Below are 22,449 nucleotides of genomic sequence, written 5' to 3' on the forward strand. Positions count from 1 at the left end.
TGCCGCCCAATTATGGAGGCGGGGAATGCCTGATCTACGCCTACCGGAACAACCCAATGCATGCGAGCTGTGCCAGCGGGCTGCGCCGCTGACGCGTCACCACCTGATCCCGCGCTCGCTTCATGGCAAGACCTACGTGCGCAAGCGCTTCTCTCGCGAGGAACGCATCACCGCAACGCTTTGGGTCTGCCGAGCCTGCCATGATCAGATACACCGGTTGTTCACTGAGAAGGAATTAGCGCTCGGCTATCACACTCGCGAAGCGCTGATGGCCGATCCGCGCCTGCGCAGCTTCGTCGAATGGTTGGCTACCAAACCGGCCGGGTTCACGCCTAGACACTGAACCTGAGGGTGCCCGTCGGAATATTTGGAAATATTCAGCGGGTTGACTTTGGACAGGTGTCGAAATGTCGCACCTCGGCTATGATCGGCACCCCAAACTTCTCGGGTGCGTGTCCTGCGCACAAACCGTCCCCCTTTGTATTAGGTGCCTTATGCCTGAAGTACTTCAGTACGTGCTGATCGGCCTTGCCGTGGCCGCTCTGCTCGGTGTCGTTCTGGAAGAAATAACCCATGTAAACAAAGCCAAGGTGACACTGTTCTTCGGTACCTTCGCGTGGATGCTGCTGTTCGTCTTTTCGCCGGACGGAGCAGAGCGCGAGGGGGTACTGGAAAGCCTCAACGAAAACATCGCAGAGATTGCCGGACTGTGGATCTTCCTGGTTGCGGCAATGACCTTCGTCGCCTATCTGAACAAGAAGGGACTGATCGAGAACCTTATCTACCTGGTCCTGCCTGGTCGGATCAGCGAGCGCGCCTTGCTCTTTCTTACCGCAACCTTCTGCTTCGTATTCTCTTCGTTGGCGGACAACATTACCGCGACGCTGGTATCCATCACGCTGATCATGTCGCTCAAGCTCAGCGCTGAAAAAACCATCAAATACGCGGCTCTGGTCGTGTTCGCCGTCAACTCCGGCGGCGTGGCGCTGATCACGGGTGACGTCACGACCCTGATGATCTTTCTCGCCGGCAAGGTGAAGATCCTTCAACTGCTATTGCTGGCGATCCCTGCCTTCCTCGCCGTCATGCTGCTGGCCGCGATGCTTTCAATCGGCATGACCGGGCAGGTCGTCGTCGAGAACAAGCGTTCGGAGGTGCGCCGAGTCGATATCGCCATTGCGCTGATTTTCCTGGCAACCATTCTGTGCACCATCGTGGGCAACTTCGTCTTCCAGATCCCGCCGGTGCTGACCTTCCTGACCGGGTTGTCGATCATGTTTCTGGTGGCCCGTTTCTTCAGCGACGACATCGAGACCGATCCGATCCTGGAATACGTCCGGCAAGTCGAGTTCGAAACCCTGCTGTTCTTCCTCGGCATCCTTCTGCTGGTCGGGATGCTCAAGGAAATCGCCGTACTCGATGGATTGGTGCGGGTCTACGACCAGGTGCCGGCGGTGTTGGCCAACTACTCGATGGGCTTGCTGTCTGCTGCGATCGACAACGTACCGCTGACCGCAGCGCTGCTGAAGTCCGGGCTGGAAATGGGCGTGGCGGAGTGGATGGTGCTGACCTATGCCGTCGGTGTCGGCGGTTCGTTGCTGGTGATCGGCTCGGCGGCGGGAATCGTCGCCATGAGCAAGGTGCCCGGCCTGACGTTCGGCAGCTACCTGAAGTATTTCCTGTACCTGTTCATTGCGTTCAATACCGGTTTCGCCGGGGTCTTTCTCATGGGGCGTGTGTTGGCCGGTTGAGCCGCATTCAACGCCGGTTGACGGTTCTGGCTCTTGCAGGTGGAATTTCCCGGAGTCTATCCGGGTCTAGCTCCTTAGGCTGGCGCAAACCGGCGCCGGCCGCAGGCAGAGGAAGGAGCGATGGTACTCAGCCGACGCGGGCGCGCCTGCCTTGCCGGTGCGATGCTGATGACTGCAGGCTCGACGCTAGCCGCTACGCCGGATGATGAGTCGCCATTGACCCGTGGGGAATACCTGACCCGTGCGGGCAATTGCTTGAGCTGTCACACCCGGGAAGGCGGCGCGCCGTTTGCCGGGGGAGTGCCATTCGAGACGCCTTACGGCACCCTCTATTCGACCAATATCACGCCCGACCCCGATACTGGGATCGGGCGCTGGGATGACGACGATTTCATTCGGGCGATGCACGAAGGGATCGGTCGGCAGGGGGAGCATCTCTACCCCGCATTCCCTTATACCGCTTACACGCTGATGAGCCGCGACGACGTTCTGGCTATCAAAAGCTACCTCGATAACGTCGAGTCGGTGGCCTACCAGCCACCCGAAAATCAGTTGGTATTTCCCTTCGATCAGCGCGCGCTGCTGGCCGCCTGGAAGTTTGTGAACTTCGACGCGGCCCGTTTCGAACCGGTTTCCGATCAGGATGAAGAGATTAACCGCGGCGCCTACCTCAGCGAGGCAGTTGGGCACTGCGGCGAGTGTCATACACCCAGAACCCTGACTCAGGGCCTGGACAGCAAGCAGCATTACGCGGGCGCGACGCAGCAGGGCTGGACGGCCTGGAACATTACCAGCGGCGCGCGAGGAATCGGCAACTGGTCGGAGCAGAAGCTGCTGAACTATCTGTCGACCGGGCATCAGCGCGGCGAAGCCGTTGCCGGTGGGCCGATGGCCGAGGTGGTGAGTGACAGCCTGAGCTGGCTGAGCGAGCAGGACTTGCGAGCGATTGCACGGTATCTGATGCAGGTCCCAGCAAAGGACGGGCAGGTGCCCGCGCGTGACGAAATCGAGCCGGCCGGTGCCAACCCAGAGGACCCCATCCATTCGTTGTTCGTTGCCGCTTGCGAAAGCTGCCACTACCCAGACGACAGGGGGCGAGGCGGCCCATACCCCACGTCGTTTCCAAACTACTCAGCCGTCCGCGACCCGAACGGGACCAACCTGATCCGCGTCATGCTTGATGGTCTGATCCGCGGCGGACGCAGCGACGAGGCGTTCATGCCGGCCTATCGGGACCTCCTCACCGACGAGCAGATCGCTGCACTGGCGACCTACATCGGCCAGCGTTTTGGTGGCCACGACAATAGCTTCAGTGCGGACGACGTCGCCGCGCTGCGTGACTAGCAGGAGGTCTCACATGACGCTTGCATTGGAGGTGAACGGCCAGGTCCACAAGCTGACGGTCGACCCGTCGACACCGTTGCTCTATGTGTTGCGCAATGAACTGGGCCTCAAGGGGCCGAAATTCGGATGTGGCCTGGGTGAGTGCGGTGCCTGCACGGTGCTGGTCGACGGCGCTCCGGTGCGCTCCTGCCTGCTCCCAACTGCCTCGTTTGTCGATCGCCAGGTGGTATCGGTAGAGGGTTTGGGCAATGCGTCAGATCCGCATCCGCTGCAACAGGCATTCATCGATGAGCAGGCTGCGCAGTGCGCCTATTGCATCCCCGGCATGATCATGACCGCCCAGGCACTGCTGGCGCGCAACCCGCAACCGAGCGAGGCGCAGATCAAGCAGGCGCTCCTGGCCAACTTCTGTGGCTGCGGCACCCACCTGCGCATCGTTCGCGCAGTTCAGCGGGCCGCAGCCGCGATGAGCGAGGGCAGGCAAGCATGAGTGGCCTCTCGCGGCGCGGATTTCTGCAAGGCTGCTCCGCTGCGCTGGTAGTGGGGTTCAGTTTCGGCCGTCCCATTATGGCCACGGCGGCGGAGGCGTTTGGGCTGGGAGACATCGACAAACCGATCGATCGTGATGAAGTCGATAGTTGGCTGGTCATGCGTGACGACGGGCAGGTGGTGGTATACAGCGGCAAGGTAGAGCTGGGCACAGGCGTGGAAACCGCGTTGCGGCAGATAGCGGCCGAGGAGTTGTGCATCGCCTTCGCCACCACTTCGCTGGTTCAGGGCGATACTCGCCTGACGCCCAACCAGGGCGTGACGTCCGGCAGCAAGACGATACAGATCGGCGCACAGCAACTGCGGCAGGCAGCAGCCACCGCGCGCCAGGCGCTACGCGAGCGAGGCGCCGAGGTACTGGGGGTGGCTGTCGATGAAGTCGAGGTGCGTGACGGGCAGGTTCGAATCGCGGCCACGCCGCAGCGCTCGGTCAGCTACGCGGCGCTGATAGGCGGCCAGCCATTTTCCAGGCGTGTCGAGGCAAGCGCGCCGCTGTTGGAGGCGGAACGTTATCGCCTGGTCGGGACTTCGGTGCCGCGGGTCGATATCCCAGCCAAGGTATTCGGCGAGTTCAGCTTTGTTCAGGATGTCCGTCTGCCCGGCATGCTGCATGGCCGTGTCGTACGGCCACCGATCACGGGCGCCAGCACCTTGCCGGTACGGATCGAATCGATAGATGACAGCGACCTTCCCGCAGGCGTGCGTGTGGTGCGCCGTGGTGCGTTTCTAGGGGTGGTCGCGGAGACCGAGTGGGAGGCGATCCAGGCGGCGCGTCGTTTGAAGGTCGTCTGGACCCATGATGTGAAATTGCCGGAGATGGCGCGGCTGCATGACTTTCTCGAGTCGCTTCCGGCCCGCACGCGCCGGATCGTCGACCGTGGCGAGTTGCATCCGCAATTCCAATCGGCCGATAAGGTGCTCGAAGCGCAGTACCAATGGCCGTATCAGAATCACGACTCCATTGGCCCGTCCTGTGCTGTCGCTGACGTACGGGCGGAAGAGATCACGCTGTGGTCGGGCACCCAGGGTCCGCATCAGCTGCGCGAGGCGATCGCTGCGCTGACCGAGCGCCCCAAAGAATCGGTCCGTGTGATCTATGCAGAAGCGTCCGGGTGCTACGGCCACAACGGTGCGGATGACGTGGCCGGGGATGCGGTGCTGATGTCGATGGCTGCAGGACGGCCGGTCAGGGTCCAGTGGTCGCGCGAGGATGAGCACGGCTGGAACCCGAAGGGACCGGCCATGCGGATGCGCTTGCGCGGCGCCTTGAGCGCGGCGGGTGACGTCCGCGGCTGGTCGTTTCGCAACTGGACGCCGACCCATTCGACCCGTCCGAGCGCCGACGCGGGCGATAGGGCGCTGCTGGCCGGCATGCTGATCCACGGCATGCCGGATTTCGATCGAACGGTGGGCGGTGACCGCAACGCGCCGGTGGATTATCGCTTCGAGCATTGTCGCGTGGAGATCAACTGGTTGGCCGTCACCGACACGCCATTGCGGCCATCGGCGCTGCGAGCCCTGGGTGCAGTGCCGAACTGCTTTGCCAACGAGTGTTTCTTCGACGAATTGGCCCATGCTGCGGGGCGCGACCCGCTGGCGATGCGGCTGGATTATCTCGATGACCCGCGGGGCCGCGCCGTGCTCGAAGCGGCTGCCAAAAAAGCTGACTGGCAGCCGGGTCGTAGCCGCGCTACGCCCTGGCGCAGCGGTGTCGTGACGGGGCGCGGGCTCGCCTACGCCCGTTACGAAAACGAAAACGCCTACGTGGCCGTGGTGGCCGATGTCGAGGTGAGCGAGCGGGGGGTGAGGGTGTTGCGGGTGGTCGTAGGCCACGATTGCGGGCTGATCATCAATCCCGACGGCGTCCGCAACCAGATCGAGGGGAACGTTCTCCAGGCGACCAGTCGTGCACTGAAAGAGGAGGTCAGGTTTGGTCGCGAGGGGGTGACCAGCCTGGAGTGGGGTGCCTACCCGCTGATCACTTTTGCCGAGATACCGCAGGTCGACATCGTGTTGATCGATCGTCCTGACGAACCGTCGCTTGGCGCTGGCGAGGCTACCACCGCGCCGGTGCCCGCTGCCATCGGCAACGCCATATTCGACGCCACCGGGCTAAGGCTCCGTCAAGTGCCGTTCACCCGGCAGCGCCTCCTGGCTGCTCGGGACGAGGCGTGACGTCTACCAGTGCAGGTTGAAGTGCGAGCCCAGCACGAAGGTGTCATCCAGCAGGTCCCAGCGTTCGACGCAGGCGTGTTTGTCAGGCCCCGCGTGTAGCTTCAGCCGATTGAATGAGTTAGGTGAGGTGCCGCGCACCCGTGAAGACAAGGTCGTGCCTGCCTGCACCATCCAGATTTCGCGCGACAGCGCGGTGTATTGCTTGGACAGCGGAAGTACGTAAGGCAGATGGATGTGCCCACCCATCACCAGGTCGAGCCCTTCATCGGCCCAGCAGTGCAGGGCGGCGTCGGCTCCGTGCTGCAGGTTGCTGAGGTCGCTCAGCACCATCGCGCCGAATGGCTGGTGGGCCACCACGATACGCAGTTTGTCGTGGCTGGTTCGTCTGAGCCTGTCCCGCACCGCCTGGACCTGCCGTTGCGTGACGAGACCGTCCTTGTGGCGCCTGGGGTGGGTGGTGTTGAGGCCGATGATCAGGGCCTCGTCGTTTTCGAACGTGGGTTCCAGATCGTCGCCGAAGTGACGCCGGTAGTTGTGATAGGGCGTCAGGAAGCGGGCGAAGAGGTTGTACAGCGGAATATCGTGATTGCCCGGGATCACCAGCGTCTCGGGAATGCCGTGTGCGTGCAGACGCTGGACGAAGGCCTGTGCCGCAGCGAACTGGCTGGCGCGGGCGCGCTGGGTGATGTCGCCGGAGAAGACCAGCAGGTCCGCGCCGTGCTCGCGCACATGGCGTTCCATGGCCTCCACGACAGCGGGCTGCTCGGTGCCGAAGTGGGTGTCGGATATCTGCACGATGATCGTCATTGGCTGGCGTTTTCTCTTCGGGATTCCGGTTTCCGGGGGCACGTTAACCTATTCGAAGCCTGGAGCGCGCCAGCGTTCCGGTAAAAGCGCTTCGCATCCCCGGGCGACATCGCTTTCGGTTGCGCGGCACAGGGCCTTGGACTAACCTCCGCGCTGCTTCAGGTGCCCCCTGGCGAAACGCCAGTCGGGTGAAACAGGGAAGCCGGTCCATTCGTAGAAGATTCCGGCGCTGCCCCCGCAACGGTAGGCGAGTCACGAACCGCTCGACGCCACTGTGCCGCAGGCACGGGAAGGCGCGGTTCTCGGACCCCGAAGGGTCCACTCGCAAGCCCGGAGACCGGCCTGTCGCACTTCACGGCAGCGCGGTGGGCGCTGATCGGCGTGCGCCCGTGGGGTGCATTCCTGTCGCCCCTTTCCGTCTGCCCTTATCGACTGGATGTCGTGCGGCGGGCACGACGGAGACCCCACCTTGATCTGCAAGTCATTCAATACAACCGCGGCGTTTGCATTGCTCGGCCTCGCGCCGTTCACCTTCGCGCATGCTGCGCAAACCTCGCTCGACCTCGACTCGACCGTCGTCACGGCCACTCGAGTCGATACGCCGACGCCGGCGCTGGCGGCAACGACCGTCATCGACCGGGAGGAGATCGAGCGCAGCCAGGCAACCTCGCTGCCGGACGTTCTGCGCCGTGTGCCGGGATTGTCGCTGGCCAACAATGGCGGTCCGGGCAAGACCACCAACCTTTTTCTGCGTGGCACCAACTCCGACCACATGATCGTGCTCATCGATGGCGTGAAGGTCGGTGCCGTCAGCAACGGTGCTGCGGCTTACCAGGACTTTCCGGTCGAGCTGATCGAACGTATCGAAGTGGTACGAGGGCCGCGTTCGAGCCTCTACGGTTCTGAAGCCATCGGTGGCGTCATCCAGATATTCACGCGCAAGGGTGAGGGGCAGGGCGCGCGACCATTCTTCTCGGCGGGCTATGGCACGCATGACACCCTGAGCGGTAGTGCGGGGATCACCGGAGGTGACGGCAAGGGTTGGTACAGTCTGGGTATCAACAGCGAGGACACCGATGGGATCGATGCGACCAATCACAACAGCTTCTCCAACGATCCGGACGCCGACGGCTATCGCAATCTGGCCGGCTCGCTGAACGTCGGCTACCGTTTCGACAACGGGCTGGAACTGGCCGGCAACCTGCTGCGGGCCAAGACGCACAACGAATACGACGGCGGCGATGACGCCTACATGGACGGCGAACAACACGTCGTCGGAGGCAGCGCACGCTATGCGCCGCTGAACAACTGGATGGTCACGCTGCAAGCCGGGCGCAGCCAGGACAAGAGCGACAGCTACAGCGACGGAAGCTTCTCGTCACGCTTCGATTCCCGCCGCGACCAGTTTTCCTGGCAGAACGACATCGAGCTGGCGGAGCGGCACACCCTGACCCTGGGGTACGACTATCTGCAGGACGAGCTCAGCAGCGATTCCGACTACCAGATGAATTCACGGCACAACAATGGTGGTTTCGCTCAATATCTGGGGGGCGCAGGCCGGTTCGACTGGCAGCTCAACGCGCGCCGCGACGTGAACGAAACCTTCGGCGGCCACAACACCGGCGCGGTTGCTCTGGGTTATGCGCTGGCCGAGAGCCTGCGCGGTTATGTCAGCTACGGCACTGCGTTCAAGGCGCCGACCTTCACTCAGCTTTACTACCCTGGCTTCTTCGGCATGTACGAGGGCAACCCGGACCTGGAACCCGAGGAGTCGAAGAATCTCGAGGTCGGTCTCGAAGGGCAACCTGGCTGGGGCAGCTGGAGCGTCAACCTGTTCCGCAACGAGATCGATAACCTGATCGCCGCGACGGGCCCCAACAACGGCTATATCAACGTGGACGAGGCCCTGATCCATGGGGCGGAGTTCAATATGGCGAGCGACTGGCAGGGCTGGTTCTGGAGCGCCAATGCAACCCTGCTCGAAGCGGAAAACCGTTCGGACGGTGCCAACAACGGTCGAAGCCTGCCGCGCCGCCCGCAACAGCTTTTCAATCTGGAAATGGACCGCGCGTTCGATCGCTTCAGTGTGGGCGCTACCCTGCATGCCGAAGGCGCCCGCTACAATGACGCAGCCAACCAGACCGAGCTGGGCGGTTTCGCGACCCTCGACCTGCGCGCCGAGTACCGTATCGATCAGGAATGGCGACTGCAGACGCGTGTCGCCAACCTCCTGGATGCCAACTACCAGACCATTGACGGCTACAACCAGCCTGGCCAAGCGGTCTATTTCACCGTTCGCTATCAGGCCCTCTGATCGCACAGGGTGCGACGAAACCGAAGGAGAACACGCATGATCAAACTGTCCCCCCGAGCCCAACTGGCCGTTGGCGTCGCCCTGGTGGCGCTGATGGCCGTGACCCGCGGGCAGCATCTTGCCTCGGTGAACCTGCCGAGCGCCTCGTGGGCGGTGTTCTTCGTCGCGGGAATCTTGCTGGCGCCGCGCTGGGTTTTCCCCATGCTGTTCGTGGAGGCGTCACTGCTGGATCTTGCAAGCGTCGGTTGGCAGACCGCCAGCAGCTATTGCCTGTCGCCCTCCTACTGGCTGTTGCTGCCGGCCTACGGTGCGCTCTGGTTGGGCGGGCGCACCTATGCCCGGCTGCACCAGGCGCATTGGCACAGTCTGGCGACGCTGATGGCGTGCATGGCGTTGAGCGCCTTCGTTGGTTACCTCTTCTCCGGGGGTGGCTATCTGTTTTTCTCAGGCCAGTATGCGGACCCGACGCTGGCGCAACTGGCTGAGCGGATCCTCCATTACTACCCGCGCAACCTCGCCAACATGGCGCTCTACGTCGGCGTCGCGACGGCGCTCTATGTCGGCCTGCGCGGCGTCAGCGCTCAGCGGGCGGAGGCTCGCGCATGACCGAGTCGGCTGAACGCGACGCCCGGCATCGCGCGCGGATGCAACGCAAGAAGGCGGTCGTCGATGAGAAGATCGCCGCGGCCCAGGACGAATATGGCCTGTTGCTGGTTCACACCGGTAACGGCAAGGGCAAGAGCAGCTCGGCCTTCGGTATGGTGGCGCGTGCGCTCGGCCACGGCATCAAGGTGGGCGTGGTTCAGTTCATCAAGGGTGCGGCGAGCACGGGCGAGGAGAATTTCTTTCGGCGGTTCCCCGAGGACGTTCGCTACCACGTGATGGGCGAGGGCTTCACCTGGGAAACCCAGGATCGTCAGCGCGACATTGCCAAGGCTGGCGAGGCCTGGGCGGTAGCGGTCGAGCTGCTGAGTGACCCCCAGATCGGCCTGGTGGTGCTCGATGAGCTGAACATCGCGTTGAAGTACGGCTACCTGGAACTCGACACCGTACTGGCCGATATCGAATCGCGGCCGCTGCTGCAGCATGTAGTGGTGACCGGCCGGGGCGCGCCACCTGCGCTGATCGAGGCCGCCGACACCGTTACCGAGATGAGCCTGGTCAAGCACGCGTTCAAATCCGGGGTCAAAGCGCAGAAGGGAATCGAGTTCTGATGCCGCCAGCAAGCACCGGAGCGCCGGACAGGATGCTCGCGGATGAATGAAGCGCGCCACTGTCCTGCATTGCTCGTTGCTGCTCCGGCGTCCGGCCAGGGCAAGACTACCGTCACCGCCGGTCTGGCGCGTCTTCATGCGCGGCAGGGGCGGCGGGTGCGGGTCTTCAAATGCGGCCCGGATTTTCTCGATCCCATGGTGCTGGCCCGCGCCAGCGGTCATCCGGTCTACCAGATCGATCTCTGGATGGTCGGTGAAGCCGAGAGCCGGCGTCTGCTCTGGGAGGCGGCAAGGGACGCGGACCTCATCCTCATCGAGGGGGTGATGGGGCTGTTCGACGGCACGCCATCGGCGGCGGATCTGGCACGGCACTTCGGCGTCCCGGTGCTGGCCGTGGTCGATGGGTCCGCGATGGCGCAGACCTTCGGCGCGCTCGCTCATGGCCTGGCAAGCTATCAGCCGGACCTGCCGTTTGCCGGCGTGCTCGCCAACCGTGTCGGCAGCCCCCGTCATGGCGAAATCCTGCGCGACTGCCTGCCGGCGCACATCGATTGGTTCGGGGCCATGCCGCGCAGTGAAGCGGTCGGCCTACCGAGCCGCCATCTCGGGCTGGTGCAAGCACAGGAGCTGGCCGATCTGGATGCGCGCCTCGACGCCGCGGCGGACGCTTTGGCCGAGAGTTCAGGCGGTGACCTGCCCGCGCCGGTCTGTTTCTCACCGCCGGCTGTCCTGGATCGGCCGCCGCTGCTCGAAGGCGTGCGGGTCGGTGTGGCACGCGATGCCGCATTCGCCTTCGTCTATCAGGCCAACATCGATCTGCTTCAGGCCATGGGCGCTGAGCTGCTGTTCTTTTCACCGCTCAGGTTCGCGCGTCTGCCGGCCGTCGATAGCCTCTATCTACCCGGTGGCTATCCGGAGCTGCATCTGAAGGTTTTGGCTCGCAACCGTGCCATGGGGGAGGCGATACGCGCCCATCATGACGCCGGCAAGCCTACGCTGGCCGAGTGCGGCGGCATGCTCTACTTGCTCGAGGGTCTGACTGATCGGGAGGGCGCACGCGAGGATATGCTCGGGTTGCTGCCCGGTGAGGCGCGCATGCAGAAGCGCCTGGCCGCGCTGGCCCTCCAGGAGGTGCAGTTACCGGAAGGTCGACTGCGCGGGCACACCTATCATCACTCGGCGCTCGACTCGCCGATGCAGCCACTGGCGCGCGGCGAATGCCCGAACTACAAACGCACCGCCGAAGCGGTGTATCGTCAGGGCCGCCTGACGGCTTCGTACATTCATTTCTACATGCCATCCGATCCGGTGGCCGCTGCGGCCCTGCTGACGCCATGACCGATCCCGTCTTTACCGAAGAACAGCGTGCCGGGGTTTATCGTGCTATCGCCGAGCGGCGCGACATGCGGCATTTCGCCGGTGGCTCGATTGCTCCCGAACTGCTGGCTCGCCTGCTCGAAGCGGCTCATCAGGCGCCGAGCGTCGGGTTGATGCAGCCCTGGCGTTTCGTGCGTATCCGCCGACCCGCACTTCGCCTTGCCATCGCGGAGCTGGTGGAGACAGAGCGTCTTAACACGGCGGCCGCGCTGGGCGAGCGCGGCGACGCCTTCATGCAACTCAAGGTCGAGGGCATCCGTGATTGTGCGGAAGTCCTGGTCGTCGCGCTGATGGATGGCCGCGAGAAACACATCTTCGGCCGCCGCACGTTGCCGGAAATGGACCTGGCGTCGGCGTCCTGCGCGATTCAGAACCTCTGGCTGGCTGCGCGTGCCGAAGGGCTGGGCATGGGCTGGGTCTCGTTGTTCGATCCTGCGCAGCTGGCCGCCTTGCTGCAGATGCCCGAGGGTGCCAAGCCCATCGCGATCCTTTGTTTAGGTCCGGTCGAGACCTTCTATCCCGCGCCGATGCTGGCGCTCGAAGGCTGGGCCCAGCCACGGCCACTGGCCGAGCTTTCCTACCTCGATTGCTGGGGCAACCCGGCATGAGCCTGGCGTTGTCCTGCCTGGCTGGCATCGGTATGGATGCCTTGCTCGGCGAACCACGACGCGGACACCCGCTGGTGGCGTTCGGACGCTGGGCCGATACCCTGGAGCGCCATTTCAACGGGCTCGATGGGCGAGGCTGGCGCAGCCATGGCGTGACCGCCTGGTGCCTCGCTGTGTTGCCGCTGACGGCCCTGGCCTGGTTGCTGTCACGCCTGCCCGGCATCGGCGGGCTGGTCGAGATTCTGCTGCTCTACTTCGCGCTGGGCTTGCGCAGCCTGGGCGATCACCTGTTGCCGGTCGCACGTGCGTTGCGCCAGGGCGACCTGCCCGAAGCGCGTCGACGCGTAGGCTTTATCGTCAGCCGCGACACCCGTGAGCTGGACGCGCAGGGCGTCGCCCGTGCCGCGACCGAGTCGGCGCTGGAGAATGGCAGCGATGCCGTCTTCGCGGCACTGTTCTGGTTTGCATTGGCGGGCGCGCCCGGCGTGGTCCTGTATCGCCTGAGCAACACCCTCGATGCCATGTGGGGTTACCGCAACCAGCGCTTCGAGCGCTTCGGCTGGGCTGCGGCGCGCATCGACGATCTGCTTAACTTCGTCCCGGCCAGGCTGGTGGCTCTGACCTATGCCGTGCTGGGGCAGACGCGCCGCGCTCGGCACTGCTGGCGCACCCAGGCACCGCTGTGGGACAGCCCCAACGCCGGCCCGGTGATGGCGGCCGGTGCTGGGGCGCTTGGCGTGACCCTGGGCGGCGCGGCGATCTATCACGGCGAACTGCACCAGAGACCGGTGCTGGGTGAGGGAGATTCACCCGGGCCACGCGACATCGAGCGTGCACTGGACATGGTCTGGGCGGGTGTCGGCGTCTGGATCCTGGTGTTACTGGTGGGGGCCGGTTTGCATGCTTGAACATGGCGGCAGGCTGCGCGCCGCGGCGCGGCAGTTCGAGATTCCACTGGCCGACTGGCTGGATCTGTCGACCGGCATCGCCCCTTATGGATTCGACCTTCCCAGCGTTCCGGGCGAGGCCTGGCTGCGCCTACCGGAGGTCGAAGACGAGCTCGATGCGGTCGCTCGCAATCACTATGGGGTGGCTTCGCTGCTGCCGGTCGCCGGTTCGCAGGCGGCGATCCAGGCCTTGCCACGGCTGCGGCGGCGGTCACAGGTCGGCATCGTGTCTCCGTGCTACGGGGAGCATGCCGAAGCCTGGCGTCGTGAAGGTCACCGGCTGAGCGAATTCAGTGAAGGCAGCGTGCCGCGGGCGCTGGACCACTTGGATGTACTGGTGGTGGTCAATCCGAACAACCCGACCGGTCGCCTGTTGTCACCGGGGCAGCTGCTCGACTGGCATGCGCGGCTGGCCGAGCGCGGGGGCTGGTTGGTCGTCGACGAGGCCTTCATGGATGCGACACCGGAACACAGCCTCGCGGTGCACAGTCAGTTGCCCGGTCTCATCGTGCTGCGTTCATTTGGCAAATTTTTCGCGATGGCAGGTGCGCGGCTGGGCTTCGTGCTCGCCGAAGCCGATCTGTTGCAGGCGCTGGACCGGATGCTTGGGCCATGGTCGGTCGCCGGCCCCTCGCGCTTCCTGGGCCGTGCGCTGTTGGCTGACAGTGCCGGCCAGCAGCGCCAACGGCAGCGCCTGCTGGCGGACACCGAGCGCCTGGCGCAGTTGCTGGCGTCGCAAGGGCTGGCACCGACCGGCGGTTGCGCCCTGTTTCAATGGGTCGTGACCGAGGAGGCGAACATGTTGCATGAGTTTCTCGGCTGTCAGGGCATTCTCGTCCGACGCTTTCGTTACCCCTCCAGCCTGCGCTTCGGGCTGCCGCCGGACGAGGCCGGCTGGGCGCGGTTGGCGAGGGCGTTGACGCTTTACCAGGCCATTCGCGGATGACCAGCCTGATGGTGCAGGGCACCACCTCCGATGCCGGCAAGAGCACCCTGGTGACCGCCCTGTGCCGCTGGCTCAAGCGACAGGGCGTGGCGGTGATCCCGTTCAAGCCGCAGAACATGGCGCTCAACAGCGCGGTCACGGTGGACGGCGGCGAAATCGGTCGCGCCCAAGCCGTGCAGGCACAGGCCGCCGGTCTGGTGCCGCACACCGACATGAACCCAATTCTGCTCAAGCCCAACAGCGACGTCGGCGCCCAGGTGATCATCCATGGCCGTGCCGTGACCTGCATGGACGCTACGGCCTACCACGACTACAAGCGCGTCGCCATGCAGGCGGTGCTGGAGTCCCACCGGCGCCTGAGCGCGACCTATCAGGTGGTCATGGTGGAGGGCGCGGGTTCGCCGGCGGAAATCAACCTGCGCGCCAACGATATCGCCAACATGGGCTTTGCCGAGGCGGTCGATTGCTCGGTCATCCTTATCGCCGATATCGACAAAGGCGGTGTTTTCGCGCATCTGGTGGGCACGCTGGAGCTGTTGTCGCCGAGCGAGCAGGCCAGGGTGAAGGGTTTTGTGATCAACCGCTTCCGTGGCGACATCGCCCTGTTGCAGCCGGGACTGGATTGGCTCGAGGCGCGTACCGGCAAGCCGGTCCTGGGAGTGCTGCCTTACCTGATGGACTTGCACCTCGAGGCCGAAGATGCCGTGGATGTGCGCCAGGCGCCGAAGGCTGAGTCGAGCCTGCGCGTGGTGGTGCCGGTGCTGCCGCGCATCAGCAATCACACGGATTTCGATCCGCTGCGCCTGCATCCGCAGGTGGACCTGCGTTTCGTCGGGCCTGGCGAAGCCATTCCGTCGGCGGACCTGATCATTCTGCCCGGCTCGAAGAGCGTCCGGGCCGATCTGGCCTGGTTGCGCGAGCAGGGCTGGGACCGCGCCATCCAGCGGCACCTGCGCTACGGCGGCAAGCTACTGGGTATCTGCGGCGGGCTGCAGATGCTTGGCGAGTCGGTCGCCGACCCGCTTGGTCTGGAAGGACCGGCAGGCGTCAGTCACGGGCTCGGCCTGCTGCCCCTGCACACCGAATTGGCGGCGCACAAGCAGCTGCGTAACGTTCGTGGGCGGCTTTGTCTTGGCGATGTCGAGGTGACCGGCTACGAGATTCATGCCGGTGTCACCCGGGTCCCGGAGACTGCACGCGCAGCGGTGCGCCTGGATGATGGCCGCGCCGACGGTGCCGTCAGCGACGACGACCAGGTTTTCGGGACCTATCTGCACGGCTTGTTCGAGGGGGCGGATGCCTGTGCCGCGCTGCTGCGCTGGGCCGGGCTGGCTTCGGTGGAGCGGATTGACTACCACGGCTTGCGAGAGCGTGACATCGACCGGCTCGCCGACCTGATCGATCGTCATCTGGACACCGACCGGCTACGCGAACTCTGCGGCTTGTGATGCCGCGCTGCGCGAGGAATACCTGATGCTTGACCTGATTCTCGGTGGTGCTCGCTCCGGCAAGAGCCGCCTGGCGGAGCGCCTCGCCAGCGACAGCGGCCTGGCTGTGACCTACATCGCCACCAGTCAGCCGCTGGACAGCGAAATGGCTGCACGTATCGACCAGCACCGGGCGCGGCGGCCGGCTGGGTGGGCGTTGGTGGAAGAGCCGCTGGCGCTCGCGACGGTGTTGCGTGAGCACGCCGATCATGAGCGCTGTCTGCTGGTCGATTGCCTGACCCTCTGGCTGACCAACCTGCTCATGCTGGAGGATAGGGCGCGCCTGGCCGGTGAGCGCGACGCGCTGCTCGACTGCCTGGACGGCTTGCCCGGTCGCGTGTTGCTGGTCAGCAACGAGACCGGTCTTGGCGTGGTGCCCATGGGTGAACTGAGCCGCCGTTATGTCGACGAGGCTGGCTGGCTGCACCAGGCCATCGCCGCCCGTAGCGACCGAGTCGTCTTTACCGTGGCGGGATTGCCGATGATCCTGAAAGGAGAACCCTTGTGAACGAACCCTGGTGGCAGGCGCCCTGCCGTGTGCCAGATTCGGCGTCGCGCGAGCGCGCACGGCGTCGTGACGCCCAACTGACCAAGCCACCTGGTGCGCTTGGCCGGGTCGAGGCCCTGGTACCGGTTCTGGCCGGGCTCCAGGGGCGCGATCGGCCCGCCTTGAACCGGGTATGGATCAGCATTTTCGCTGGTGATCACGGGGTGGCGGCCGAAGGTATTTCTGCCTTCCCCCAGTCGGTGACTGCTCAGATGCTCTCCAATTTCGTCCGTGGTGGCGCTGCGATCAGCGTGCTGGCGCGGGCGTTGTCGGCCGCGCTCGAGGTGGTCGACCTCGGCACGGTTCATCCGGTTGGGCCCTTGCCTGGGGTACGGCATCTGGCGCTAGGGCCGGGTACGGCGAATTTCGTCCAGGGGCCGGCGATGTCGGCCGAGACCTGCCGCCAAGCGTTGGCGGCGGGGCGCGACAGCGTGCATCGGGCGCAGGCGCAGCATCAGGCCGAACTCTTTATCGGTGGCGAGATGGGCATCGGCAACACCACCACGGCCGCGGCGTTGGCGTGCGCATTGCTCGGTTGCGATCCGCAACGGCTCGCCGGCCCCGGGACCGGGCTCGACGCCGCCGGCGTGGCGCGCAAGCGTGCCGTCATCGAGCGTGCGCTGGCGCGGCATGCCGGCCCGCACGACACTCTGGATTGGCTGCAGCGGCTCGGGGGGTTCGAATTGGCGGCGCTGACCGGCGCTTATCTGGCGTGCGCGCAGCAGGGCATCGTCGTGCTGGTCGACGGATTCATCTGCAGTGTCGCGGCGCTTTGTGCGGTGCGCCTGAACCCCGGTTGTCGTGACTGGCTGCTGTTCGCCCATCGTTCGGCAGAGCCCGGACATCTGGCGGTCCTCGATGCGCTAGACGCCCAGCCGCTGCTCGATCTGGAGCTGAGGCTGGGTGAGGCGAGCGGGGCAGCGCTCGCGGTGCCCTTGTTGCGACTGGCCTGTGCCCTGCACGATGAAATGGCCACCTTTGCCGAGGCGGCTGTAGCCGGTCAGTCCGCATGAACCTGCATCTGGACATGCTGCGGCATGGCGAGACGACGGGGGGGGGAGGTTTTCGAGGCCGTCTCGATGACGAGCTGACCGCCGAGGGTTGGCAGCAGATGCGCCGGGCTGTTGCCGAGCGGGCGGGCTGGTCGCGCATCATCAGCTCGCCACTCAAGCGATGCGCCCGTTTCGCAGCAGAGCTGGCCGAGGGACAAGACCTCGAGCTGGAGGTGGAGCCGGCGTTTCGTGAATTGGATTTCGGCGCATGGGAAGGCCTGACCGCGGCTGAACTCATGCTCGACCGAAGCGAGCAGCTGGGCCGCTTCTGGGCGGATCCTTATGGCTTCACGCCCCCCGGCGGCGAGTCGTTGATGGTGTTCGAAACTCGGGTGCTGACGGCGCTGGAACGGCTCGCCGACCGTTGGGCCGGTGAGCGGATCTTGCTGGTGACCCATGCCGGCGTGATGCGCCTGCTGCTTGCCGAAGCGCGCGGCCTGCCGCGCGAAAGGCTGCTTCAGGTGGAGGTTGGGCACGCCAGCCTGTTCGGGCTGAATGTGGGCTTTCGCGACGCAACGCTCTGGCTGGAAGAGACATGTCTTCCTTTCTGATCGCGCTGCAATTTCTCACCTGCCTGCCGATTCGCCTGCGCGATATGCCTTCGGCCGATGCCATAGGCCGCTCACTGTCGTTCTATCCCCTGGTGGGGCTGTTGCTCGGGGTCGGGTTATGGCTGCTCGCCCTGGTGCTGGAGCAGACAGCGCCGGCCTTGTCGGCAGCATTGGTGTTGAGTGTCTGGGTGGCCTTCACCGGCGCGCTTCACCTGGATGGGCTCGCGGACAGTGCGGACGCCTGGCTGGGCGGGTTCGGCGACCGCCAGCGGACCCTGGACATCATGAAGGATCCGCGCAGCGGTCCGACTGCCGTCGTGGTGCTGATCCTCTTGCTGTTGCTCAAGTTCGTGGCCCTTTGGGTGCTGCTCGGCGAAGGCGAACGGGTGGCGCTGCTGCTGGCTCCTTTGCTCGGGCGGGCCGCGCTGCCCGCACTGTTCTTGTATACCCCTTACGTGCGGCCGGGCGGGTTGGGTCAGGTGCTGTCCACGCACCTGCCGCGCCGAGAGGCCCGGTGGGTGCTATTGGCGGTGGCAATCGGGTGTGTGCTGCTGGGCACCGCCGGATGGCTGGCACTGGCCGTTGCGCTGCTGGTTGGCATGCTGGCGCGGCGTGCGATGTGCCGGCGCCTCGGCGGCACGACAGGCGATACCGCTGGCGCCATGCTGGAGCTGGTCGAATGCGCGGTGCTGGTCGGTTTGGCCCTGCGCGTCTGAACCCTCAATCAAGCAGCGCGACTGACTTGATCTGCGCCCACAGTTGCTTGCCGGGCGCGACCGCCAACTGATCCGCCGAGCGCCGGGTAATGCGTGCCAGCACAGCCGTGCCCTGCGCATCGAGACGCACCAGGACGTGGGCCGGTGTGTCCGCCTCGGCGAGCTGCGCGACACGAACCGGCAGCAGGTTGCTGATGCTCGTCCCCTGTGCCCGCTCCAGCGCGAGGCTGACGTCCCGGGCATGGACTCGAAAGCGTAGGCGATGCCCGACCGGCTCGTGGCGCAACCCCACTAACACCTCACCGCCGACAAAGCCGAGCCGGGTGAGGTGGTAGTGCGGGTCGTGTTCGATGATCTCCGATTCGATCACCACGCCGGCCTCGTCACCGAAGGCAGTAGGCAGGTCGAGCCGTGCCAGGGTTTCACCCAGCTCGCCATGCGCCAACACGGCTCCGTCACGAAGCAGCACCAGATGATCGGCCAGCCGCGCCACCTCGTCGGGCGCATGGCTGACATAGAAGGTGGCGATGTCGAGCTGCTCGTGCAAGCGCTCGAGATACGGCAGGATTTCCGCCTTGCGTTGCGCATCCAGCGCCGCCAGGGGTTCGTCCATCAGCAGCAGACGAGGGCTGGTCAGCAGTGCGCGGGCGATGGCCACGCGTTGGCGTTCACCGCCGGAGAGCCGGTCGGGCGCACGCTCGAGCAAGGCGTCGAGGTCGAGTAGCTGTACGGCCTGATCCCAGGCGACGCGCCGGCTCCTGACGGGCACGCGCTTCATGCCGAACTCCAGATTGCGCCGGACCGAAAGGTGGCTGAACAGGTTGGCGTCCTGGAATACATAGCCGACCGCCCGGCGATGAGGCGGCACGAAGAGGCCGCGAGCGGAGTCGAGCCAGCATTCGCCATCGACCTCGATGCGCCCGGCGGCCTGTGCCTCCAAGCCTGCGATGCAGCGCAGCAGGCTCGTCTTGCCCGAACCGGAGGGCCCGAAAATGGCGGTCACACCGCGCCCGCACAGGTGCAGGTCGACGTCGAGGCTGAAGCCGCCCTGATTCAGTTGGAGGCGGGCGCTGATCGTACGGGGCGTCTCGTTCATCCGCGCCAGACCTGGGCGCGCCGGCCGCCATAGAGCATCAGCAGGACGACAAAGGCGAAGACCAGCATGCCGGCGGCCAGCCAGTGCGCCTGGGCGTATTCCATGGCCTCGACATGATCGTAGATCTGTACGGAGACCACCCGGGTCTTGTCCGGAATGTTGCCACCGATCATCAGCACGACACCAAACTCACCGACGGTGTGGGCAAACCCCAGCACGCTGGCGGTGACGAACCCCGGTCTTGCAAGGGGCAGCACGACATGAACGAAGCGATCCAGCGGGCTGGCTCGCAGCGTCGCCGCCGCTTCGAGCGGCCGCTCGCCAATCGCCTCGAACGCGTTCTGCAGCGGTTGAACGACAAACGGCATGGAATAGAACACCGAACCCACCACCAACCCGGCGAAGCTGAAGGCAAGCGTGCCCAGCCCGAGCCACTGAGTGAGCTGGCCCACCGGCCCGTTGGGTCCCATGGCCACCAGCAGGTAGAAGCCGAGCACGCTTGGCGGCAGCACCAGCGGCAGGGCAACGACGGCACCGATCGGGCCACGAAGACGCGAGTCCGTCCGTGCCAGCCACCAGGCGATGGGGGTGCCGATCAAGAGCAGGATCAGCGTGGTGACGCTGGCGAGCTTGAGCGTCAAGCCGATCGCCGCAAGACCGGACTCGTCAATCGGCAGCATCGGGCTCGTCCAGGTCGTAGCCATGACCCTTGATCAGCGCCGTGGCTGCCGGGCTTTTCAGGTAGTCCAGCAGGGCGCGGGCCGCCGGGTTATCCGCCGCGGTGTTCAACAGCACCGCATCCTGGCGGATCGGCGGATGGAAGCGGGGCGGGACGATCCAGGCCGAACCCGCGATGCCGCCATTCTTGTCGATCACCTGAGACAACGCGACGAAGCCCAGCTCGGCGTTCCCGCTGGCGACGAACTGGTGGGCCTGGGCGATGTTTTCACCCTGCACCAGCTTGTCCTGCACGCGAGTGCTCAGGCCGAGTGACTCAAGGGTAGCGACGGCCGCTGCGCCGTAGGGCGCCGTTTTCGGATTGGCGATGGCGAGATGCGCGAATGGCCGCTCGCCGAGCACCGTGCCCTCGGTGTCGACATAGCCCGCTGTTGGCGACCAGAGCACCAGCTTACCGATCGCATAGGTGAACCGACTGCCGTCGACCACGAGGCCGTCGCTTTCCAGTTGCTTGGGGATGTTCTCGTCGGCGGCCAGGAGCAGGCCGAAAGGAGCGCCGTGGCGTATTTGCGCGTAGAGCTTGCCGCTGGAGCCGAAGGCGAGGAGTGCGCGATGCCCCGTGTCGCGTTCGAAGCGCTCGGCGATGGCTTGCATGGGGGCGCTGAAGTTGGCCGCCACGGCAACCTGGACTTCATCGGCATGGCTGCTGAAGGCGGTCCAGCCGAGCACCAGCGCAAGCGGCCAGCGTGTGATGGGCATTCTGCGGATTCCTAATCGACGGCGATGATCACATGCGACGCCTTGATCAGCGCCGTGCAGGGTTGACCGACTGCCAGACCAAGTGCCTCGGCGCTCTCGTTCGTAATCACGGCACCGAGCGTTCGGTTGCCCGGCAGCGAGAGTTTGACGTCGCAATTGACGGCGCCGGGTACCAGCGCGCTGATGGTGCCGGTGAGCCGGTTGCGCGCGCTGATCCGCGTGTCGGGATCTGGCGTCAGCAGGACGAAGCTGGCCTTGATCAGCGCAATGGCCGTCTTGCCGACGGCAAGCTGGAGCTCGTCGATGCTGTCATGGGTGAGGGTGGCGGTAATCGTCTGACCGTCGCCAATGTCGAGCTGAAGGCTGCCGTTGACCGCGCCTTTCTCCACCCGGGTGATACGCCCTCTGAACTGGTTGCGCGCGCTGGTCTTCATGGCGATGGCCTTCAGCAGCTTGTCGATGTCGTCGAAGCCCTCGATGCCCTGGGACACCTGAGCCAGAAACCGCTCGTATTCGTGTTGCATGCGACGCCAGACGTGAAGCATTTCACGGCCGAAATCGGTCAGTTGGGTGCCGCCGCCGCCCGCACCTCCTGCAGCGCGCTTGACCAACGGTCGTTCGGAGAGGTTGTTCATGGCGTCAACCGCGTCCCATGCCGCCTTGTAACTGAGGTTGGCGGCTTTGGCAGCTTGGCTGATCGAGCCGGTGGCTTCGATCTGTTCCAGCAGTTCGATGCGTTTGCCACCGAGATAGCCTTTCTCACCTCGGTTGAACCAGAGGCGGCCATCGATGCGCAACGGGTCCAGCGGTGCGGAGGGGTTCATGTCGGCTCCCTTGTCGAGCGGGCATTCTGCCAAGCGCTATATTGATTTGTATATAGCGCGGTGGGTTCGAATCGTTGCCGAGCCGCTAGCAGCGGAGTAGCTTGGCGGTGATCAGGCCGGGAGAACGTCCATGAAGGTTCGTCTGTTTGCTGCTTGTCTCACCTTGACCGTGATGGCCGGCCCTGCGCTGGCTGCCGAGTGCCCCGCCGTGCTCGCGCACGAGCTGCCGAAGCTGCGCGCCAAGGAAACCCTCGACCTTTGCGAGCGCTATCGGGGCAAGGCGCTGGTGGTGGTCAATACCGCGAGCTTTTGCGGCTTCGCCCCGCAGTTCAAAGGGCTCGAAGCGCTTTATCAGCGCTACAAGGACGAGGGCCTCGAAGTCCTTGGGGTGCCGTCAGACGATTTCTTTCAGGAATCGGAGGACGCCGCCGAGACGGCCGAGGTCTGCTATGTGAATTACGGTGTGACCTTTCAGATGACCCAGACGCAGCCCGTCCGCGGCCGCGACGCAACGCCGTTGTTCAAGGTCCTGGCCGAGCAGGCCGGCGGTGCACCGCGCTGGAACTTCTACAAATACGTGGTCGACCGCGAAGGCCGGGTGGTGGACTATTTTTCCAGCAAGGTGGAGCCGGACGACCCGGAACTGATCGCCGCAGTGGAGAAGGCGCTGGAGAAGTAGCGCGGGGAAGCCCCGGCCGAGCGGCCGG

Annotated in this window: 23 protein-coding genes and 1 riboswitch; of the genes, 18 read left to right on the forward strand and 5 right to left on the reverse strand. The window is 64.9% G+C overall.

Going from position 1 to position 22,449, the window contains the following annotated elements:
• Positions 1–25 precede the first annotated feature (25 nt).
• From MST27_RS13375 to MST27_RS13395, 5 genes are all read left to right on the forward strand, one after another.
• On the forward strand, positions 26–343 hold the full coding sequence (locus tag MST27_RS13375) for a hypothetical protein (protein WP_243606438.1): 318 nt from the start codon (positions 26–28) through the stop codon (positions 341–343).
• Positions 344–494: 151 nt separating this feature from the next.
• Positions 495–1,751 carry a sodium:proton antiporter NhaD gene (gene nhaD, locus MST27_RS13380; protein WP_243606439.1) on the forward strand — a complete coding sequence of 419 codons (1,257 nt, stop codon included), beginning with the start codon at positions 495–497 and terminating at the stop codon, positions 1,749–1,751.
• 120 nt (positions 1,752–1,871) lie between these two features.
• On the forward strand, positions 1,872–3,095 hold the full coding sequence (locus MST27_RS13385) for a c-type cytochrome (protein WP_243606440.1): 1,224 nt from the start codon (positions 1,872–1,874) through the stop codon (positions 3,093–3,095).
• A gap of 13 nt (positions 3,096–3,108) precedes the next feature.
• Positions 3,109–3,585, forward strand: coding sequence for a (2Fe-2S)-binding protein (locus tag MST27_RS13390; protein WP_243606441.1), 477 nt, complete (start codon positions 3,109–3,111; stop codon positions 3,583–3,585).
• Positions 3,582–5,819, forward strand: a complete 2,238-nt coding sequence (locus MST27_RS13395; protein ID WP_243606442.1) for a xanthine dehydrogenase family protein molybdopterin-binding subunit — start codon at positions 3,582–3,584, stop codon at positions 5,817–5,819. Before MST27_RS13390 ends, MST27_RS13395 begins: the two co-directional genes overlap by 4 nt.
• A gap of 3 nt (positions 5,820–5,822) precedes the next feature.
• Here MST27_RS13395 and MST27_RS13400 read toward each other — a convergent pair whose 3' ends face one another.
• Positions 5,823–6,626 carry a metallophosphoesterase family protein gene (locus MST27_RS13400; protein WP_243606443.1) on the reverse strand — a complete coding sequence of 268 codons (804 nt, stop codon included), beginning with the start codon at positions 6,624–6,626 and terminating at the stop codon, positions 5,823–5,825.
• A gap of 143 nt (positions 6,627–6,769) precedes the next feature.
• Positions 6,770–6,986: riboswitch (cobalamin riboswitch) on the forward strand.
• Positions 6,987–7,098: 112 nt separating this feature from the next.
• Here MST27_RS13400 and btuB point away from each other — a divergent pair.
• From btuB to MST27_RS13460, 12 genes are read left to right on the forward strand one after another with little or no spacing between them, the layout of a single operon-like run.
• Positions 7,099–8,940 (forward strand): TonB-dependent vitamin B12 receptor, encoded by a 1,842-nt coding sequence (gene btuB / locus MST27_RS13405; protein WP_243606649.1) that lies wholly within the window; start codon positions 7,099–7,101, stop codon positions 8,938–8,940.
• 36 nt (positions 8,941–8,976) lie between these two features.
• On the forward strand, positions 8,977–9,546 hold the full coding sequence (locus MST27_RS13410; RefSeq protein ID WP_243606444.1) for a hypothetical protein: 570 nt from the start codon (positions 8,977–8,979) through the stop codon (positions 9,544–9,546).
• Positions 9,543–10,154 (forward strand): cob(I)yrinic acid a,c-diamide adenosyltransferase, encoded by a 612-nt coding sequence (gene cobO / locus MST27_RS13415; protein WP_243606445.1) that lies wholly within the window; start codon positions 9,543–9,545, stop codon positions 10,152–10,154. The genes MST27_RS13410 and cobO overlap by 4 nt, the downstream gene beginning before the upstream one ends.
• A gap of 42 nt (positions 10,155–10,196) precedes the next feature.
• On the forward strand, positions 10,197–11,492 hold the full coding sequence (locus MST27_RS13420) for a cobyrinic acid a,c-diamide synthase CobB (RefSeq protein ID WP_243606446.1): 1,296 nt from the start codon (positions 10,197–10,199) through the stop codon (positions 11,490–11,492).
• The gene (bluB, locus tag MST27_RS13425) at positions 11,489–12,139 is read left to right on the forward strand and encodes a 5,6-dimethylbenzimidazole synthase (protein WP_243606447.1); all 651 of its coding nucleotides are present in this window, start codon (positions 11,489–11,491) and stop codon (positions 12,137–12,139) included. The genes MST27_RS13420 and bluB overlap by 4 nt, the downstream gene beginning before the upstream one ends.
• Positions 12,136–13,047: an adenosylcobinamide-phosphate synthase CbiB gene (cbiB, locus tag MST27_RS13430; protein ID WP_243606448.1), complete on the forward strand. Its 912-nt coding sequence runs from the start codon at positions 12,136–12,138 to the stop codon at positions 13,045–13,047. Before bluB ends, cbiB begins: the two co-directional genes overlap by 4 nt.
• Positions 13,040–14,032, forward strand: a complete 993-nt coding sequence (cobD, locus tag MST27_RS13435) for a threonine-phosphate decarboxylase CobD (protein ID WP_243606449.1) — start codon at positions 13,040–13,042, stop codon at positions 14,030–14,032. Before cbiB ends, cobD begins: the two co-directional genes overlap by 8 nt.
• A complete protein-coding gene (locus MST27_RS13440) occupies positions 14,029–15,480 on the forward strand; it encodes a cobyric acid synthase (protein WP_243606450.1) in 1,452 nt (483 codons plus the stop codon). The genes cobD and MST27_RS13440 overlap by 4 nt, the downstream gene beginning before the upstream one ends.
• Before the next feature lie 25 nt (positions 15,481–15,505).
• Positions 15,506–16,027 carry a bifunctional adenosylcobinamide kinase/adenosylcobinamide-phosphate guanylyltransferase gene (gene cobU, locus MST27_RS13445; protein ID WP_243606451.1) on the forward strand — a complete coding sequence of 174 codons (522 nt, stop codon included), beginning with the start codon at positions 15,506–15,508 and terminating at the stop codon, positions 16,025–16,027.
• Positions 16,024–17,079 carry a nicotinate-nucleotide--dimethylbenzimidazole phosphoribosyltransferase gene (gene cobT / locus MST27_RS13450; RefSeq protein WP_243606452.1) on the forward strand — a complete coding sequence of 352 codons (1,056 nt, stop codon included), beginning with the start codon at positions 16,024–16,026 and terminating at the stop codon, positions 17,077–17,079. Before cobU ends, cobT begins: the two co-directional genes overlap by 4 nt.
• Entirely contained in the window at positions 17,076–17,669 is a 594-nt protein-coding gene (locus tag MST27_RS13455; RefSeq protein WP_243606453.1) for a histidine phosphatase family protein, read from the forward strand. Before cobT ends, MST27_RS13455 begins: the two co-directional genes overlap by 4 nt.
• Complete coding sequence (locus tag MST27_RS13460) at positions 17,654–18,385, forward strand: adenosylcobinamide-GDP ribazoletransferase (RefSeq protein ID WP_243606454.1); 732 nt, start codon at positions 17,654–17,656, stop codon at positions 18,383–18,385. The genes MST27_RS13455 and MST27_RS13460 overlap by 16 nt, the downstream gene beginning before the upstream one ends.
• A 4-nt stretch (positions 18,386–18,389) precedes the next feature.
• On the opposite strand, the gene modC is transcribed toward MST27_RS13460, so the two are convergent.
• The 4 genes from modC to MST27_RS13480 are packed head-to-tail and all read right to left on the reverse strand — an operon-like array spanning position 18,390 to position 21,742.
• Positions 18,390–19,481 (reverse strand): molybdenum ABC transporter ATP-binding protein, encoded by a 1,092-nt coding sequence (gene modC, locus MST27_RS13465; protein ID WP_243606455.1) that lies wholly within the window; start codon positions 19,479–19,481, stop codon positions 18,390–18,392.
• Positions 19,478–20,161: a molybdate ABC transporter permease subunit gene (modB, locus tag MST27_RS13470; RefSeq protein ID WP_243606456.1), complete on the reverse strand. Its 684-nt coding sequence runs from the start codon at positions 20,159–20,161 to the stop codon at positions 19,478–19,480. Before modB ends, modC begins: the two co-directional genes overlap by 4 nt.
• Complete coding sequence (gene modA, locus MST27_RS13475; RefSeq protein WP_243606457.1) at positions 20,148–20,918, reverse strand: molybdate ABC transporter substrate-binding protein; 771 nt, start codon at positions 20,916–20,918, stop codon at positions 20,148–20,150. Before modA ends, modB begins: the two co-directional genes overlap by 14 nt.
• Positions 20,919–20,929: 11 nt before the next feature.
• Positions 20,930–21,742, reverse strand: a complete 813-nt coding sequence (locus MST27_RS13480) for a TOBE domain-containing protein (RefSeq protein WP_243606458.1) — start codon at positions 21,740–21,742, stop codon at positions 20,930–20,932.
• Between the two features lie 130 nt (positions 21,743–21,872).
• Here MST27_RS13480 and MST27_RS13485 point away from each other — a divergent pair, with 130 nt between their 5' ends.
• Entirely contained in the window at positions 21,873–22,421 is a 549-nt protein-coding gene (locus MST27_RS13485; protein WP_243606459.1) for a glutathione peroxidase, read from the forward strand.
• Positions 22,422–22,449 lie beyond the last annotated feature (28 nt).

Origin of the sequence: Stutzerimonas marianensis (assembly GCF_022810315.1) — a bacterium.
GTDB lineage: Bacteria > Pseudomonadota > Gammaproteobacteria > Pseudomonadales > Pseudomonadaceae > Stutzerimonas > Stutzerimonas marianensis.